At 74.6% G+C, this 16,519-nt stretch carries 17 protein-coding genes; all 17 read left to right on the top strand.

Going from position 1 to position 16,519, the window contains the following annotated elements; genetic code table 11:
- Positions 1-463: D-alanyl-D-alanine carboxypeptidase (locus tag VGH76_RS18110; RefSeq protein ID WP_331558103.1), on the top strand; the 463-nt coding region annotated here is incomplete at its 5' end.
- 45 nt (positions 464-508) lie between these two features.
- Positions 509-1,585, top strand: coding sequence for a zinc-dependent metalloprotease (locus VGH76_RS18105; RefSeq protein WP_331558106.1), 1,077 nt, complete (start codon positions 509-511; stop codon positions 1,583-1,585).
- A 52-nt stretch (positions 1,586-1,637) separates the two neighbouring features.
- The gene (gene tilS, locus VGH76_RS18100) at positions 1,638-2,621 is read left to right on the top strand and encodes a tRNA lysidine(34) synthetase TilS (RefSeq protein ID WP_331558102.1); all 984 of its coding nucleotides are present in this window, start codon (positions 1,638-1,640) and stop codon (positions 2,619-2,621) included.
- 42 nt (positions 2,622-2,663) lie between these two features.
- On the top strand, positions 2,664-3,218 hold the full coding sequence (gene hpt / locus VGH76_RS18095) for a hypoxanthine phosphoribosyltransferase (protein ID WP_331558101.1): 555 nt from the start codon (positions 2,664-2,666) through the stop codon (positions 3,216-3,218).
- A 126-nt stretch (positions 3,219-3,344) separates the two neighbouring features.
- Complete coding sequence (locus VGH76_RS18090) at positions 3,345-5,000, top strand: efflux RND transporter periplasmic adaptor subunit (RefSeq protein ID WP_331558100.1); 1,656 nt, start codon at positions 3,345-3,347, stop codon at positions 4,998-5,000.
- A 13-nt stretch (positions 5,001-5,013) separates the two neighbouring features.
- Positions 5,014-5,730: an ABC transporter ATP-binding protein gene (locus VGH76_RS18085; protein ID WP_331558099.1), complete on the top strand. Its 717-nt coding sequence runs from the start codon at positions 5,014-5,016 to the stop codon at positions 5,728-5,730.
- Entirely contained in the window at positions 5,727-6,947 is a 1,221-nt protein-coding gene (locus VGH76_RS18080; RefSeq protein WP_331558098.1) for an ABC transporter permease, read from the top strand. The genes VGH76_RS18085 and VGH76_RS18080 overlap by 4 nt, the downstream gene beginning before the upstream one ends.
- A gap of 33 nt (positions 6,948-6,980) precedes the next feature.
- Positions 6,981-7,628, top strand: coding sequence for a hypothetical protein (locus tag VGH76_RS18075; RefSeq protein ID WP_331558096.1), 648 nt, complete (start codon positions 6,981-6,983; stop codon positions 7,626-7,628).
- 280 nt (positions 7,629-7,908) lie between these two features.
- Positions 7,909-9,474, top strand: coding sequence for a helicase HerA-like domain-containing protein (locus tag VGH76_RS18070; RefSeq protein ID WP_331558095.1), 1,566 nt, complete (start codon positions 7,909-7,911; stop codon positions 9,472-9,474).
- Between the two features lie 231 nt (positions 9,475-9,705).
- Complete coding sequence (ftsH, locus tag VGH76_RS18065; protein WP_331558094.1) at positions 9,706-12,312, top strand: ATP-dependent zinc metalloprotease FtsH; 2,607 nt, start codon at positions 9,706-9,708, stop codon at positions 12,310-12,312.
- 107 nt (positions 12,313-12,419) lie between these two features.
- Positions 12,420-13,040, top strand: a complete 621-nt coding sequence (gene folE / locus VGH76_RS18060; protein ID WP_331558105.1) for a GTP cyclohydrolase I FolE — start codon at positions 12,420-12,422, stop codon at positions 13,038-13,040.
- A gap of 95 nt (positions 13,041-13,135) precedes the next feature.
- A complete protein-coding gene (gene folP, locus VGH76_RS18055; RefSeq protein WP_331558104.1) occupies positions 13,136-13,954 on the top strand; it encodes a dihydropteroate synthase in 819 nt (272 codons plus the stop codon).
- A 14-nt stretch (positions 13,955-13,968) separates the two neighbouring features.
- Entirely contained in the window at positions 13,969-14,340 is a 372-nt protein-coding gene (folB, locus tag VGH76_RS18050) for a dihydroneopterin aldolase (protein ID WP_331558093.1), read from the top strand.
- A complete protein-coding gene (gene folK / locus VGH76_RS18045) occupies positions 14,337-14,846 on the top strand; it encodes a 2-amino-4-hydroxy-6-hydroxymethyldihydropteridine diphosphokinase (RefSeq protein ID WP_331558092.1) in 510 nt (169 codons plus the stop codon). Before folB ends, folK begins: the two co-directional genes overlap by 4 nt.
- Complete coding sequence (locus tag VGH76_RS18040) at positions 14,843-15,310, top strand: DUF3180 domain-containing protein (RefSeq protein WP_331558091.1); 468 nt, start codon at positions 14,843-14,845, stop codon at positions 15,308-15,310. The genes folK and VGH76_RS18040 overlap by 4 nt, the downstream gene beginning before the upstream one ends.
- Before the next feature lie 48 nt (positions 15,311-15,358).
- Positions 15,359-15,955 carry a DUF6779 domain-containing protein gene (locus tag VGH76_RS18035; RefSeq protein WP_331558090.1) on the top strand — a complete coding sequence of 199 codons (597 nt, stop codon included), beginning with the start codon at positions 15,359-15,361 and terminating at the stop codon, positions 15,953-15,955.
- A 47-nt stretch (positions 15,956-16,002) separates the two neighbouring features.
- The coding region (locus VGH76_RS18030; RefSeq protein WP_331558089.1) for a PrsW family intramembrane metalloprotease at positions 16,003-16,519 on the top strand (517 nt) is incomplete at its 3' end.

Genomic DNA, 16,519 nt, shown 5'->3' with positions numbered 1-16,519 from the left:
CCCGGCGTCGTTCGAGGGCGCCGCCTCCTCGGTGACGAGGACCCTCACCGGCCACGGGATCGACGCCGCGTCGGTGACGCTCTCGGACACCTCCGGGCTCTCCACGAACGACCGCATCCCCGCCTCGGTGCTCGCCGCGGTCCTCACCCCGGCCGCCGCGCCGCTGGGCGCCGACCCCCGCACCCCGGCGCTGCGCCCGGTCCTCGACGGGCTGCCGATCGCGGCCGGCACCGGCACGCTGGCCGACCGTTTCACCGCGGGCACCCCGAGCGGCGACGCCCGCGGCTACGTGCGCGCCAAGACCGGGACGCTCACCGGGACCAACGCGCTCGCCGGCGTGGTCCCCGACGACGACGGGCGCCTGCTCGTCTTCGCGTTCATGTCCAACGGGCCCGACCCGGTGGGCGCCCGACCCCGCCTGGACGCGCTGGCCGCGGCGCTCCGCGGGTGCGGCTGCCGCTGACACGGTTCGCCGTACGGTGGAGGAGTGACCGTCGAGGACACCGCCGTGCAGGCGGAGCACGCCGAGCAGGGCGCGCCCACGGGGCTGCCCGTGCGCTGGGGGCTCGCCGCCACCACGGGCTCGCGCCTGGTGCCGCCGGGGCCGGCGGTCTCGGCGGACGAGGCCGCGGCCGAGGTCCGGCGGCTGACCGAGGGCGCCCGCCGTGGTGAGGGGCACGTCCGCGAGCTCACCGGGCTCGGCGTCGACCTGCCGGTGCCCGAGGCCGCCGTCGTCGACCGGCCCGGGTGGATCGCGTCGGCCACCCAGGGCATCGCGGAGCTCACCTCCGGCGTCCGGCTCCCGACGGCGCGTGCGGGCCGCCCGGGCGCGCTCGCCCGTGCCGCGAGCGAGGTGACCTCGTCGGTCGCCGCCGCGCAGATGGGCGGGCTGCTCGCGTTCCTGTCCACCAAGGTCCTCGGCCAGTACGACCCCTTCGCCGGGCCGGCGCAGGCCGGGCACCTCCTGCTCGTCGCGCCGAACGTCACCGCTGCCCGCGAGGCCCTCGACGTCGACGCCGACGACTTCGCGCTGTGGGTGTGCGTGCACGAGGCCACCCACCGCCTGCAGTTCACCGCGGTGCCGTGGCTGCGCGACCACTTCCGCGCCGAGGTCACCTCGTTCGCCTCCGGGATGGAGAGCGGGGTCACGACGGCGGTGGAGCGGCTGCCCGAGGTCGTCAAGGCGCTGCGCTCGCGGACCGACGTCTCGCTGCTCGAGCTGATCCAGGGGCCGGAGCAGGGCGCGATCCTCGACCGGCTGCTCGCGCTCACCACCCTGCTCGAGGGCCACGCCGAGCACGTCATGGACGAGGTCGGGCCGACGGTCGTCCCGTCGGTCGAGGTCATCCGGCGGCGGTTCTCCGCGCGGCGGCGCGGCGGCGGCCCGGTCGACCGGCTGCTCCGGGTGCTGCTGGGCGTCCAGGCGAAGATCCAGCAGTACGAGCAGGGCCGGGTGTTCGTCGACGAGGTCGTCGCGACGGTCGGGATGGAGGGGTTCAACGCGGTGTGGACCTCGCCGGAGACGCTGCCGCGCCGGGCGGAGATCACCGAGCCCGCGGCCTGGGTCCGGCGCGTGCACGGCTGACGGCTGCTGCGGGCGCGGGCCGGCGTGCGGTCGTGACGGCGGGCCGGCGGTCATGACGCCCGTCCCGCCGGCGACGGCCGAGGTGCGCCGCGCCCTGCGCGCGGCGCTCGACGCGATGGGCCCACCCGACGTCGTCGTGGCCTGCTCCGGGGGCGCCGACTCGCTCGCCCTGGCCGCCGCCACCGCGCACGTGGCGGGGGCCCGCGGGACGACCGTGCACGGCGTCGTCGTCGACCACGGCCTGCAGCCGGGCTCCGACGCGACCGCGCGGACGGCGTGCGGAGCGCTCGACCGGCTCGGCATCGAGGCGCGGGTCGCGGTCCTGACGGTGACGGCGGCGGGCGACGGGCCCGAGGCCGCGGCCCGCCGGGCGCGGTACGCGGCGCTGCGCGCGGAGTCGGCGGCGCGGGGCGACGCCCCCGTGCTGCTCGGGCACACCCTCGACGACCAGGCGGAGACGGTGCTGCTCGGGCTCGGGCGAGGGTCGGGGGCGCGGTCGCTCGCAGGGATGCGCCGCCTCGACCCGCCGTGGTGCCGCCCGCTGCTCGGCGTCCGCCGCGCCACCACCCGGGCGGCGTGCGCGGAGGCGGGGTTGGAGCCCTGGGAGGACCCCCACAACGCCGACGCCCGCTACACCCGCGTGCGGCTGCGCCGCGAGGTGCTCCCGCTGCTCGAGGACGTCCTCTCCGGGGGCGTCGCCGAGGCGCTGGCCCGCACCGCCGACCAGCTCGCCGACGACGACGCCGCGCTCGCCGCGGCGGCCGCGCAGGTCCTCCCGGGTGCCCGCGACGAGGAGGGCACGCTCGACGCGGCGGTGCTCGCGCCGTTGCCCGCGGCCGTGCGCCGGCGGGTCCTGCGCGCGTGGCTGGCCGAGGCGGGGGTGCGGGGGTTCGACGATGCCCAGCTGCGCGGCGTCGACGCGCTCGTCGCCCGCTGGCGTGGACAGGGGCCACCGTCACTTCCGGGCGGCTTGGAGGTCATCCGGACGCGTGGCAGGCTGGCGCTGCGCCGGGCCCCGCGAGGGCCGGCGGGTTGATCCACCGGGAACCGCCGAGTCCGACGAAGGAGTCCGCTCAAGGTGTACGACGGCGACATCGCGTCCGTGCTGATCACCTCCGACGAGATCCAGGACAAGATCGCGGAGCTGGCGGACACCATCGCCGCCGCGTACGGCGAGCCGCGGCCCGGGGAGCCGGACCTCCTCCTGGTGGGAGTGCTCAAGGGCGCGGTGATGTTCATGACCGACCTCGCCCGGCGCCTGCCCCTCGCCACCCAGCTCGAGTTCATGGCGATCAGCTCGTACGGCTCGGCGACGTCCTCGTCGGGCGTGGTGCGGATCCTCAAGGACCTCGACCGCGACATCTCGAACCGGCACGTCCTCATCGTCGAGGACATCATCGACTCCGGACTGACGCTGTCCTGGCTGCGCAAGAACCTCGAGTCGCGCGGACCCGCCTCGCTCCAGGTGGTCACGCTGCTGCGCAAGCCCGAGGCCGCGAAGCTCGACGTCGACATCGCGTACGTGGGATTCGACATCCCGAACGAATTCGTGGTCGGGTTCGGGCTCGACTACGCAGAGCGGTACCGCGATCTGCCCTACATCGGGACGTTGCACCCTTCGGTGTACGCCTGACCGTCATACGGGCGAAACAGGACTGGAAGCCCGCTACCGGTTCACGACCACCCCGGCTGATTCACAGACTTAAGAAGCCCTAGTCTGCCGCGCATGCCGGCTGGCGGGTCGAGACGACTCTGGATTGTGAACGGCGCCATCGTGCTCGTCGTGCTGCTCGCCGCCGGCGGTACCACGTACGCGCTGACGAAGAGTTCGAGCTCGAGCTCGTCCCTGCGGACGACCCCGGTCGGCCGCGGGACGGTCGCGGAGACGGTGACCGCGGCCGGGACGGTGACGACCGGGACCAGCGCGACCCTGAACTTCTCGGTGAGCGGCAAGATCGCCGAGCTCCGGGTGAAGCTCGGCGACCACGTGACCAAGGGCCAGACCGTGGCGCGGCTCGACAACGAGTTCGCCACCGCCAATCTCAAGGCCGCCGACGCCCAGGTCGCGTCGGACGAGCAGGCGCTGGACGACGCGTACTACCAGAAGGCGCACCCGCAATCGACGTCGACGTCGACCACTGCAAGCACCGCCGGGACCAGCACCGCCTCGGCGATGTCGACGATGTCGACCGCCGGCACACCAACGACCATGCCGACCTCCCCACGGGCTGCGGTGGCCCCAGCCCCAGCCCCAGCCCCGGCCCCGGCCCCGGCCCCGGCGCCACCTCCGGCGCAGCACGGACTGGTCGTCGGCGGATACTTCGCTCACCCAGGTTCCGGGGTCGAGGACGTCCAGCCGATGCCGGAGCAGACCACCGGCGGTTCGACGTCTTCGACGTCTTCGACGACCTCGACCTCGACGACCTCGACCTCGACGGCCGGCACGTCGACGGCCGGCACGTCGACCTCGAGTACGACCGCGAAGACCTCCTCGGACCCGGGTGAGGCGCAGGTCCTGAGCGCCCAGGCCACGCTCGACCAGGCCAAGGCCAACCGGATCACGGCCTTCCAGGCCACGCAGAACCTCGATCTCGTCGCCCCCGAGGACGGCACCGTGGTCTCGCTCGACGGCATCGTGGGGCAGCTCGCGGGACCGGAAGGGATCGTCGTCAGCTCGACCGCGACCGGCAACCCGGCCGGCGGGCGGCTGCCGGACGGGTCGGCGATCTCGAGCGGCGCGGGGTCGGGCCAGTCGACGACGACCGGGACCTCCACCTCGGGCGGCGCCGGCGGGGCCACCGGCTCCGCGGCGGGCACCGGCTCGACGGGGAGCTCGACCGCCACGGCGGCGCCCAGCGCGCCCGCCGTCATGACGATCGCGAACCTGCAGGCGATGCAGGTCGTGGCCCAGGTGCCCGAGCTCGACGTCGGGAAGGTCGCCAACGGGCAGCCCGTGGCGGTCTCGGTCAACGCGCTGGCGGGGCAGAAGATCCCGGGCACAGTGACCTCGATCAACCTGTTGCCGGGCGCGCAGACGACGGTCCAGTACGGCACCGCGATCCTGATGCCGGCCCCGCCGCCGGGGATGCGGCCGGGGATGTCGGCGAGTGTCTCGATCACCACGCGGCAGGCCGATGACGTGACGTTCCTGCCGTCGGCTGCCGTGACACCGGTGGGCGGGGCGGACTCGGGGCAGGCCACGGTCCAGGTGCTCCAGCCCGACGGGACGACGGTGCAGCGCACGATCGGGACCGGGCTGGCCTCGGACACGGTGACCCAGGTGACCTCCGGGCTCTCGCTGGGCGACCTCGTGGTGCTGCCGCAGGCGTCCGCCACGGCCGCCACCCCGGGGCGTCCTGGAGGCGGCGGCGCCGGTGGGGCCGGAGGCGGTGCGGGTGGAGGCGCCCGGCGATGAGGCTCGACGGACCATGACGAGCGCCCCGGGGAAGGGCTCGGAGGCGCCGGTCCTCGACGTGCGGAGGCTGTCGAAGGTCTACGGCGAGGGCGACACCGCGGTGCACGCGCTACGCGACGTGGACCTGGTCGTGGAGCGCGGGGAGTTCGTCGCGGTCGTCGGGCAGTCCGGGTCGGGGAAGTCGACGCTGCTCAACATCCTGGGCTGCCTCGACGCCCCGACCTCGGGGCGCTACCTGCTCGACGGCCTGGATGTCGCCGACCTCGACGAGCGCCAGCAGTCGGTGCTGCGCAACCGGCAGATCGGGTTCATCTTCCAGTCGTTCAACCTCATCCCGCGCACGACGGCGTTCGCCAACGTCGAACTGCCGATGGTCTACGCGGGTGTGTCGCGGCGTCACCGTCGCGAGCGCACCGAGGCCGCGCTGGACCTGGTGGGTCTCGCGGACCGGGCCGATCACCGACCCAACGAGCTCTCCGGTGGTCAGCAGCAGCGCGTGGCGGTGGCGCGGGCGCTGGTGACCAGGCCGGCGCTGCTGCTGGCCGACGAGCCCACCGGCAACCTCGACTCCGCGAGCACGCGGGACGTCCTGGAGCTGTTCGACGGCCTCCACGCGACGGGGCGCACCATCGTCCTCATCACCCACGAGGAGGCGGTCGCCGCGCGGGCGGACCGGACGGTCGTCGTCACCGACGGGCGGCTCGGGGAGCAGAAGGTCGTGCCACGGTGAGCAGCGTCGAGATCCTCCGCTTCGCCGTCAGGGCGCTCCTGGCCAACCGGCTGCGGTCGTTGCTGACGATGCTGGGGATCATCATCGGGATCGCCGCGGTGATCATCCTGACGGCGCTCGGCAACGGCGCCTCCGCGTTCATCACCAACCAGATCACCGGTCTCGGCGCGAACAGCATCACCGTCGCGCCCCGCGCCGCGTCCGGAACGGCGGGGGCGTCGGCGGGGGCGTCCTCGCGGCCGTTGTCTCCGGCGGACGCGACGGCGCTGTCCGACCCGCAGGGCGCGCCGGACATCGCCTACGTGGCGCCGGTGGTCCAGACCTCGGCCACGATCGCGGCCGGGGCGAACTCCGAGACCGACCCGGTGATCGGCAGCACCCCGGACTACTTCCCCGGGTCGAACACCACCGTCGCCTCCGGGCGGGCATACGACCTCGCCGACGTCGACGGCAACCGGCCGGTCGTGACCCTGGGCAGCACTGTGGCCACCGACCTGTTCGGCTCCGGGAACGCGGTCGGACGGACCGTGCTGCTCAACGGCTCGCCGTTCCAGGTCATCGGGGTCCTGCAGTCCAAGGGGCAGGGCGGCGGGTTCTCCAACGCCGACTCCAACGTGCTCGCCCCGCTGAGCACGGTGCAGAGCGCGCTGACCGGGTTCGGGAACCTCAGCCAGATCGTCGTCGGGGCCCGCTCCACGGCGGTGCAGAACGCCGCCGAGTCCGAGATCTACTCGATCCTCGACCGCCGCCACGGCATCACCGATCCGAACGACCGCGACTACCAGCTGATCAGCTCCGCACAGATCGCCCAGGTCCTGAACTCGACGCTGTCCACGCTGTCGCTGCTGCTGGCCGGGATCGCGGGGATTTCGCTGCTGGTCGGCGGGATCGGGATCACCAACATCATGCTCGTGTCGGTCACCGAACGGACCCGCGAGATCGGGATCCGCAAGGCCCTCGGCGCGCCACCCTCGGCGATCCTTGCCCAGTTCCTGGTCGAGTCGGTGATCCTCTCGGCGCTGGCCGGGCTGATCGGCGTGGGCATCGGGATCGGGCTGACCTTCATCCCGCTGCCCGGCGGGTTCCGCGCCATCGTCGTGCCCACCGCCGTGGTCATCGCAGTCGTGGTGTCGGTCGGCATCGGGGTGTTCTTCGGCGGCTACCCCGCGCGTCGCGCCTCGCGGCTGCGCCCCATCGAGGCCCTGCGACGTGAATAGCCGCGCGGGCACACCGACCAGGGAGGAACCCTGATGGCGGACGAGGACGGGCCCCGACCCGAGGAGTCGGCGCCGACCACCGAGACCACCCGGACGTCGCACGGACCCGCGACCGCGTCCGAGCGTGACGAGTCCTCGGACACCGGGCCGATCAACAGACCCAGCCCGCAGCCGGCGTTCGGGCCGGACACCGTCGGCAGCGGCGGCGGGGCCGCCCGGGGCTGGGACGACGGCCCGACCCGGACCGCAGGCCCGCCGCCCACCTCCGCCGAGGTCCTCGACCGCCCCATGGACGACACCGACGTCCGCGACCGCCTCAACCGCCCCGGGGTGGCCCGCTCCACCCGCATCCTGCTGCTGGTGCTCGGCGCGGTGGTGTTCCTGGGCGCCGGGATGCTCATCGGGCGGGCCACCGCACCGGCGACGGGGCCGGGCTCGGTCCCGCCCACCGTCGGCGTCATCGCAGCGGTCGACACCCCGCCCGGCGGTTCGCCCGTGGTCACGGTCCGCGCCGCCGACGGCACCCAGAGCGCGCTGCAGACCACCCCCGGCACCATCGTCGCCACCCCGGCGGCCAACGGGAACGGGGCGCTCGTCGTCGGGGCGCAGGTGACGATCACCGGGGAGCGGGACCAGCGCGGCCAGACGATCGCGACGCGGGTGGACCTGCCGGCGCGGTAGGTGGGCCGGGGTGTCAACGGTGGCGCTCCACTGACAGCGCGGATGAGCGGGTCGAAACGGGGTCCACGCCGAGGGAGTCACTGCACCCCGAGCGGATCTCCATCGGCCGCACAGGGCTCCCTGATCTCGTCCCGCCGGCCGCACGCGGAGCCGCGCAGGTGCCGGACGCCCGCTCCGAGTGGGCCTGCACGGTTGCCCCGGCAGCCACCGCGCTCCACTCGGCGAGGGGCAGCCGCGCGGCTCGACGACCGGTCGCGCCCGACCCGCTAGTCTCCCGCCCGTGAGCGAGAACGCTGCCGCCGAGATCGCCGCCGGCTACACGACCGAGGGTGCCGCGCTCGAGCTCGGTGCGGTCGTCGTCGACGACACCGCCGACGCGTCGGCCCGCGTCCGGATCCCGTTCGCGACGCTGAACCGCCACGGCCTCGTCGCCGGCGCGACCGGCACGGGCAAGACGAAGACGCTGCAGAACCTCGCCGAGCAGTGCTCCGCGGCGGGCGTCCCCGTGCTGCTCGCCGACGTCAAGGGCGACCTGTCGGGCCTGGCCCGGCCCGGGGAGACCAGCGACCGCACCGCCGAGCGCGCCCAGGAGACCGGCGACGACTGGGCGCCGACCGCCTTCCCGGTGCGCTTCCTCTCCCTCGGCGGGCGGGGGATCGGCGTCCCGGTCCGCGCGACGATCACGGCGTTCGGCCCGATCCTGCTGTCGAAGGTGCTGGGGCTCAACGCCACGCAGGAGTCCACGCTCGGACTGATCTTCCACTGGGCGGACCAGCAGGGTCTCGCGCTGCTGGACACCAAGGACCTACGCGCGGTGATCCAGCACCTGCTCTCCGACGAGGGCAAGGAGCAGCTCAAGGGCATCGGTGGGGTCTCCGCGTCGACGGCCGGCGTCATCCTCCGGGCGCTGGTCAACCTCGAAGCGCGCGGCGGCGACGAGTTCTTCGGCGAGCCGGAGTTCGACCCGGCCGACCTGCTCACCGTCGAGGACGGAAAGGGCGTGGTCACGCTCCTCGAGCTCGCCGACCAGCAGGCCGACCCGACGCTGTTCTCGACCTTCCTCATGTGGCTGCTCGCCGAGCTCTTCGAGGACCTCCCCGAGGCCGGCGACATCGACAAGCCCAAGCTCGTCTTCTTCTTCGACGAGGCGCACCTGCTCTTCGCCGACGCGTCGAAGGCGTTCCTGGACCGCATCGAGCAGACGGTGAAGCTCATCCGGTCCAAGGGGGTGGGCGTGTTCTTCTGCACGCAGTTGCCCACCGACATCCCCAACGACGTGCTCTCCCAGCTCGGGGCGCGGGTGCAGCACGCGCTGCGCGCCTTCACCCCCTACGACCAGAAGGCGCTGACGCGGACCGCGCGCACCTACCCCAGGTCGAAGGTCTACGACATCGAGACGGCGCTGACCTCGCTGGGCATCGGCGAGGCGATCGTCACCGTGCTCTCGGAGCGCGGCGCCCCGACCCCGGTCGCCTGGACGCGGCTGCGGGCCCCGCGCTCGCTCATGGCGGCGATCGGGGAGCCGGCGGTGACGGAGTCGGCCAAGGCGTCGCCGCTGTGGGCCAAGTACGGCGACACCGTGGACCGGGAGTCGGCCTACGAGCGGCTCGCCGCCCGCACCGGCGCGAACCAGGCGCCCGACACCCCGGCCGAGTCGGTGCCCGCCGACCAGCCCCCGCAGCCGGCGCCGCCGCAGGCCCCGCCGCCGGAGCAGGACGAGGAGCCGGGGATCTTCGAGAAGGCGATGAAGAGCTCGCTCTTCAAGCAGATCGTGCGCTCGGTCGCGCGGCAGGCGACCCAGGAGATCACGCGCGGAATGTTCGGGACCGCCCGGCGCCGCCGCTGACCTCGGTTCGCCCACGGCGGACGGCTCCGGGGCCCGCAGCGGCCGCCGCGCGCGGCCGGGTGTCGGTGCCCCGGGGTACATTGAGCAGATCAGGGCTTCCCTGGAACGCAACCCGGGCGTACACCCGCGCGGGCGCCGCTGAGGCGTCGCCGGCTCGGTGGGCACGGTCCCGGGAGACGAGACGGCAGCAGCAAACCCGGGGAGGGTCGAGGCCGGACCGGCCGCCACCGCATGGACCGCAAGCGCCTGCTCCGCAATCCGCTCATCTGGATCGTGGTGCTCTTCGTCGTCTACCTGGCCGTGTCGTCGCTGTTCAGCGACACGCGCGGCTACACGCAGGCGTCCACGTCCCTGGCCCTCCAGCAGATCGACGCGCGCAACGTCGCCTCGGTCACGGTCGAGGACAAGGAACAGCGTCTGCGGATGACGCTGGTCAACCCCGTGGACGTGCCGCCGGCGGACGGCACCACCGGGGCCCCCGTCCGGACCAACGAGATCTACGCGCAGTACCCGGCGGCCGCCGGCGGCCAGATCTTCTCCGAGCTCCGGCAGAACCCCGCGCGTGACGGGTTCGACACGCAGGTGACCCAGGAGTCCCTGCTCGGCCAGATGCTGATCTACCTGATCCCGCTGGCCCTCGTGCTGGTGATGCTGTTCTGGCTGATGAACGCCCAGGGCGGCGGGAACCGTGTGCTCTCGTTCGGCAAGTCCAAGGCCAAGCAGCTCAACAAGGACATGCCGAAGACGACCTTCGCCGACGTCGCGGGCGCGAACGAGGCCGTCGAGGAGCTCTACGAGATCAAGGACTTCCTGCAGAACCCGACGCGCTACCAGGCGCTCGGCGCGAAGATCCCGAAGGGCGTGCTGCTCTACGGCCCGCCCGGCACCGGCAAGACGCTGCTCGCCCGCGCGGTGGCCGGCGAGGCCGGGGTGCCCTTCTACACGATCTCCGGGTCGGACTTCGTGGAGATGTTCGTCGGCGTCGGCGCGTCCCGCGTGCGCGACCTGTTCGAGCAGGCCAAGCAGAACTCCCCCTGCATCGTGTTCGTCGACGAGATCGACGCCGTCGGTCGCCACCGCGGCGCCGGCATGGGCGGCGGGCACGACGAGCGCGAGCAGACGCTGAACCAGCTGCTCGTCGAGATGGACGGCTTCGACGCCCGCGGCGGGATCATCCTCATCGCCGCCACGAACCGGCCCGACATCCTCGACCCGGCGCTGCTGCGGCCCGGCCGCTTCGACCGCCAGATCCCGGTGGCCGCGCCCGACCTCGCCGGTCGCCGCGCGATCCTGGAGGTGCACGGGAAGGGCAAGCCGCTCGCCCCGGACGCCGACCTCGACGGCCTGGCCAAGCGCACCGTCGGGTTCTCCGGCGCCGACCTCGCGAACGTCCTCAACGAGGCCGCCCTGCTCACCGCGCGGCTCAACCAGCAGCAGATCACGGCGGCGGCGCTCGAGGAGTCGGTCGACCGCGTGATCGGCGGCCCGGCCCGCAAGAGCCGCATCATCTCCGAGCAGGAGAAGAAGGTCGCCGCCTACCACGAGGCCGGCCACGCGCTGGCCGCCTGGGCGATGCCGGACATCGAGCCGGTCTACAAGGTCACGATCCTGCCTCGCGGTCGCACCGGCGGGCACGCCCTCGTCGTCCCCGAGGACGACAAGGAGCTCATGACCCGCTCCGAGATGATCGCGCGCCTGGTGTTCGCGATGGGTGGGCGCTCTGCCGAGGAGCTGGTGTTCCACGAGCCGACCACGGGGGCCTCCTCCGACATCGAGCAGGCGACGAAGATCGCCCGCGCGATGGTCACCGAGTACGGCATGAGCGGCCGGCTCGGCGCGGTCAAGTACGGCCAGGAGCAGGGCGAGCCCTTCCTCGGCCGCACCGCGGGCCGGCAGGCGGACTACTCGCTCGAGGTCGCCCACGAGATCGACGAGGAGGTGCGCAAGCTCATCGAGGCGGCGCACACCGAGGCGTGGGAGATCCTCAGCACCCACCGCGACGCGCTCGACTCGCTGACCGCGGAGCTGATCGAGCACGAGACGCTGCAGCGCAAGGACCTCGAGCGGCTGTTCGCGTCGGTGACCAAGCGCCCGCGCATCACCGCCTTCAACGACTTCGGCGAGCGCACGCCCTCCGACCGGCCGCCGATCAAGACGCGGCGGGAGATCGCGACGGAGCGCGGCGAGGCGTGGCCGCCGGAGGACGAGCGCCAGCCGGCCCGCGTCGGCGCCAGCAACGGGCACGGGGCCGGGCAGAACGGGTCCGGGCAGAACGGGTCCGGACAGAACAACCCCGCGCACAACGGGGCGGGGCAGAACGGCGTGCCGTCCGGGTGGGGCGCGCCCAACACGCCGCCGGTCGGGACGCCCACCGCGAGCGGCCCGGACCAGGGCCGCCAGGGTGCCGGTGACCAGTCGGGCCGCGGCTCGACGGGCTGGGGCATCCCCGACGTCTACCGCACCGGTGGGTCCTCCCAGCCGCCCTCGTCGGTCCCTCCGAACTACGGCGCGCCTCCCGGGTGGACCCCGGCGACGACGCCGCGGGGCACCTCGTGGGAGTCGGGCTCGCGGCCCTACGGGCAGCACGGCTCGGGGCAGTCCGGCCAGGCCGGCCAGTACGGTTCGGGGCAGTCCGGGCAGTACGGCTCGGGACCCACCCCCTGGGGCTCCCCGGGCGGACAGCACGCGGCGCCCGAGGACGCGCCCTCGTCCGGCCGGCGCAGCGGGTCCGAGCCCGAACAGCCCCACGGCGGGTCGTTCACGTCACCTGGCGACGGCGCTCCGAACCCGTACGGTGATCCAGATGGTCGTCGACCCGACGGCCGTACGGAGAGCTGACCAACGGCGGCCACCCTCCACCGGAGGCCCGACTCCGGGAGGCCCTGCCCCGTCCCGCAGCAGAGCACCGGGGTGAGGGAGACGTGACGACCAGCGAGGACACGGTCGTGCCGACCACGCAGCGCAGCGGCAACGGGCGCGACGCGGACGGTGCCGAGGACACGTTCGACGCGCCGCGCATCGAGGCGGCCGTGCGGGACATCCTCATCGGCATCGGGGAGGACCCGGACCGCGAGGGTCTCCGCGACACCCCGGCCCGGGTCGCCCGCGCCTACCGCGAGCTGTTCGCGGGCCTCGGCGCCGACCCGGACGAGGTGCTCCAGCGGACCTTCTCCGAGAACCACGACGAACTGGTCCTCGTGCGGGACATCCCGATGTTCTCGATGTGCGAGCACCACCTGCTGCCGTTCCACGGGGTGGCGCACGTGGCCTACCTGCCCGGCCCGGACGGCCGGGTGACCGGGCTGTCCAAGCTCGCCCGGCTGGTCGACGTCTACGCCCGGCGGCCGCAGGTGCAGGAGCGGCTGACCACCCAGGTCGCCGACGCCCTCGACCGCGCGCTCGACGCCCGCGGGGTCATCGTCGTCATCGACGCCGAGCACCAGTGCATGTCCGCGCGCGGGGTGCGCAAGCCCGGGTCGCGGACGACGACCTCGGCCGTGCGCGGCATGCTCAAAACGTCCGCGAGCACCCGCGCCGAGGCCCTCGGGCTGATCCGGGGCGGCTGAGCGTGGCGCCCGCACCCGAGCCGCCCGCCTCCGGGGCCCCCCGCCCGGAGCCGGCTGCCCGCCGCCGGCTGCCGCGTCCCGACCACTGCCTGGTGATGGGCGTCCTCAACGTCACCCCCGACTCGTTCTCCGACGGCGGCCGGTGGCTCGACCGCGACGACGCGGTGGCCCACGGCCTCGCGATGTCGGTGCGCGGCGCCACCTACGTCGACGTCGGCGGGGAGTCCACCCGGCCCGGCGCCGGGCGGGTGGACGCCGAGACGGAGACCGCGCGGGTCGTCCCGGTGGTCGCCGACCTGGTCGCCGCCGGGGTCCGGGTCAGCGTGGACACCACCCGCGCGCAGGTGGCGGCGGCCGCCATCGACGCGGGCGCGGAGCTGGTCAACGACGTGTCCGGCGGGCTCGCCGACCCGCAGATGGCGCGGGTCGTCGCCGACACCGGCGTGGGCTGGGTGCTCATGCACTGGCGCGGCCACGCCCGGCACATGCAGCAGCTCGCGAGCTACGAGGACGTCGTCGGGGAGGTGCGGGCCGAGCTCGTCGAGCAGGTCGACCGCGCGGTGCTCGCCGGGGTCGACCCGGCGCTGCTGGTGCTCGACCCGGGCCTGGGCTTCGCCAAGACCGCCGCCCACAACTGGCAGCTGCTGCGCAAGATCGACGTGTTCGCGGCGCTGGGGTTCCCGGTGCTCATCGGCGCCTCGCGCAAGCGGTTCCTCGGGGCGCTGCTCGCCGACGACGAGGGCACGCCCCGCCGCCCGGACGGCCGCGAGCACGCCACGGCCGCGGTCACCGCGCTCGCCGCGAACGCCGGGGCCTGGGGCGTGCGGGTGCATGAGGTCTCGGCCTCGCTCGACGCGGTCGCCGTCGCGGCGGCCTGGCACTGGGGGACCTCCCGGGCGAGGGCCGACCCGTGACGAGCGCGGGCGCCGTGACCGACCCGGCCGACCGCATCGAGCTGCGCGGCCTGCGGGTGCGCGGGCACCACGGGGTGTTCGACCACGAGCGCCGCGACGGGCAGGACTTCGTGCTCGACCTCGTGCTCTCGACCGACCTCGCCACGGCCGGGCGCAGCGACCAGCTTGCCGACACCGTCGACTACGGCGCCCTCGCCGAGGCCGCGGCCGCGGTCGTCGAGGGCCCGCCCCGCGCGCTGATCGAGGCGGTGGCCGCCGACGTCGCCGCCGTGGTGCTCGAGGACCCGCGGGTGGCCATGGTCGAGGTCGTGCTGCACAAGCCGCAGGCCCCCATCGCCCGTGCGTTCGACGACGTCGCGGTGCGCATCACGCGGAGCCGCGCGTGACCCGGGCGGTGCTCTCCCTGGGATCCAACGTCGGGGACCGCGAGGCCCACCTGCGCCACGCGCTCGAGGTCCTCCACCCCTGGACGACGTCTATCTCCGGGACCTACGCCACCGCCCCGTGGGGTGGCGTGGCGCAGGACGACTTCCTCAACCTCGTCGTCGCCGTCGACGACCCGGCGGCGGGTCCGCGCGACTGGCTCGACCGGGCCCGCCAGGCCGAGCGGGCCCGCGGACGGGACCGGTCGCCGGCGGCGGTGCGGTGGGGCCCGCGCACCCTCGACGTCGACGTCCTCACCGTGGAGTCCGACGGTGCGGCGGTCACCAGCACCGACCCCGAGCTGCTGCTGCCGCACCCGCGGCTGGCCGAACGGGCGTTCGTCCTGGTGCCCTGGGCGGAGATCGAGCCGGACACCGTGGTCCCGGGCGGCGGCCGGATCGCCGACCTGCTCGCCGCACTGCCCGCGGCGGAGCGGGACGGCGTCGTCGCGACGGGGCGCGTGGCGTGACGACGCGGACCAGCCCGTCGGTGCTGCTCGTCATCGCGGTCGCGGCGGGGCTCGTCGTCAACCTCCTGCTCGGCCAGTTCTACGGGGCGCTGCCCCCGCTGCCTGCGCCGGCGGGGGTGACGTTCCTCGTGCTGGGGCTGGTGGAGGCGGGCACGGCGGTGGTGCTCTACCGCCGCATCCGGCGCCGCCCCGGCGCGCGTCCGGTCGACGCCCTCGCCGCCGCGCGCGCCGTCGCCCTCGCGAAGGCCTCGGCGCTCGCCGGGGCGCTCGTCGGCGGCGCGTGGTGCGGGGTGCTCGCCTACGTCCTGCCCCGCCGCGCGCAGGTGGCCGCGGCGGCGTCGGACACCGTCGCGGCCGTCATCGGGATCGTCGGAGCGGCGGTCCTCGTGGCGGCCGCGCTGGGCCTCGAGTGGTGCTGCCGCACCCCCGACGACCAGGACGCCCCACCGAAGCCGGACCGCTGATCGTCCACCGGACCGTGGCCGGGTGATCGCTCTCGGTAGGCTGCGCGCATGGCAGCCGCCGACGGGGCCGCCGGCCCGGACGCGGGTGCCGGTCGCCGAGCGCCCCGCCCGGCGCCGGTCCCCGCGCGCCGCGCCGCGGACCCGCTCGTCCGACTGCTCCTGACGCTGACCTTCGTGCTCGCGCTGGTCGCGGCGGTCGTCGTGGTGCTGGCCGAGGACGGCCGGTTGCTGCGGCTCGGCGTCGTCGCGGGGCTCTGGGCGGCGCTGCTCGCGGTCGCCGCGTTCGCGCGGCGAAGCGCCGGACCGGACGAGGCGGCCGTCGCCGCCCGCGAGGAGGCGCCGCGCCGGACCTACGAGCTCGAGCTGGCCGCCGAGGTCGACGCGCGGCGCGGGCACGAGCTCACCGTCGAGCAGGCGGTGCGCCGCGAGGTGGCCTCGGAGACGGCCGAGGAGATCGCCGGGCTGCGCGCCGAGCTGGAACGGCTCCGGTCGCACCTGGAGCGCGACGAGGTCCGCGCCGCGCCACGGCTGCAGGCCGTGGCCGGCGCCGAACGGTGGGCGCCGGTCGCGCGGCCGACCCCGCCGCCGTCGCGCAGCCGACGCGGCCCGCCGCACGCGATCGGGGACCGCGGCCGCCGCCGCTGAGTCCCCCGCCCGGCCGGGGGGCCTGCTCGGCACTACCCTGCGGCAGGGTGATCGCCTCCCCGGTCCGGCTTGCGCCCCAGCAGCGGCGCACGCTCGTCTGGCCCGTCCTCGGGCTCATCGTCCTGGGGGTGTGCGCGCTCGCCGCGATCGGACTGGCGAGCACCGAGATCGGTGCGGGAGGCGTGATCGTCGGGGCGATCTGCGCGATGCTGCCCGTCGGGCCCGTGCTGCTCGCCTTCGCCTGGATCGACCGGTGGGAGCCGGAGCCGCCGCGGCTGCTGCTGACCGCCTTCCTCTGGGGCGCGGGCCTGGCCGCCCTCGTCGCGCTCGTCATCAACTCCAGCGCGGTCCTCGCGGCCGAGCTGCTGCTCGGCCAGGGGCAGGGCGACGTCGTCGGGGCGGTGGTCTCGGCGCCGCTGGTGGAGGAGTTCGTCAAGGGCGCGTTCCTCGTCGGGCTCCTGCTGTTCCGGCGCCGCGAGTTCGACGGGATCGTCGACGGGATCGTCTACGCCGGCTTCGTCGGTGCCGGCTTCGCGTTCACCGAGAACATCATCTACTTCGGGC

The sequence above is a fragment of the Actinomycetospora sp. genome (assembly GCF_036497585.1).
In the GTDB taxonomy this organism is placed as follows: Bacteria; Actinomycetota; Actinomycetes; order Mycobacteriales; family Pseudonocardiaceae; genus Actinomycetospora.
Note: the sequence above shows the minus strand (reverse complement) of the source record. Positions and strands in the feature narration are given on the sequence as shown.

Bases quoted from the DNA above. Each gene is read 5' to 3' on its own strand.
- tilS (WP_331558102.1), top strand. From the start codon at position 1,638: ATGACGCCCGTCCCGCCGGCGACGGCCGAGGTGCGCCGCGCCCTGCGC.
- VGH76_RS18085 (WP_331558099.1), top strand. From the start codon at position 5,014: ATGACGAGCGCCCCGGGGAAGGGCTCGGAGGCGCCGGTCCTCGACGTG.
- VGH76_RS18075 (WP_331558096.1), top strand. From the start codon at position 6,981: ATGGCGGACGAGGACGGGCCCCGACCCGAGGAGTCGGCGCCGACCACC.
- ftsH (WP_331558094.1), top strand. From the start codon at position 9,706: ATGGACCGCAAGCGCCTGCTCCGCAATCCGCTCATCTGGATCGTGGTG.
- folP (WP_331558104.1), top strand. From the start codon at position 13,136: ATGGGCGTCCTCAACGTCACCCCCGACTCGTTCTCCGACGGCGGCCGG.
- VGH76_RS18035 (WP_331558090.1), top strand. From the start codon at position 15,359: ATGGCAGCCGCCGACGGGGCCGCCGGCCCGGACGCGGGTGCCGGTCGC.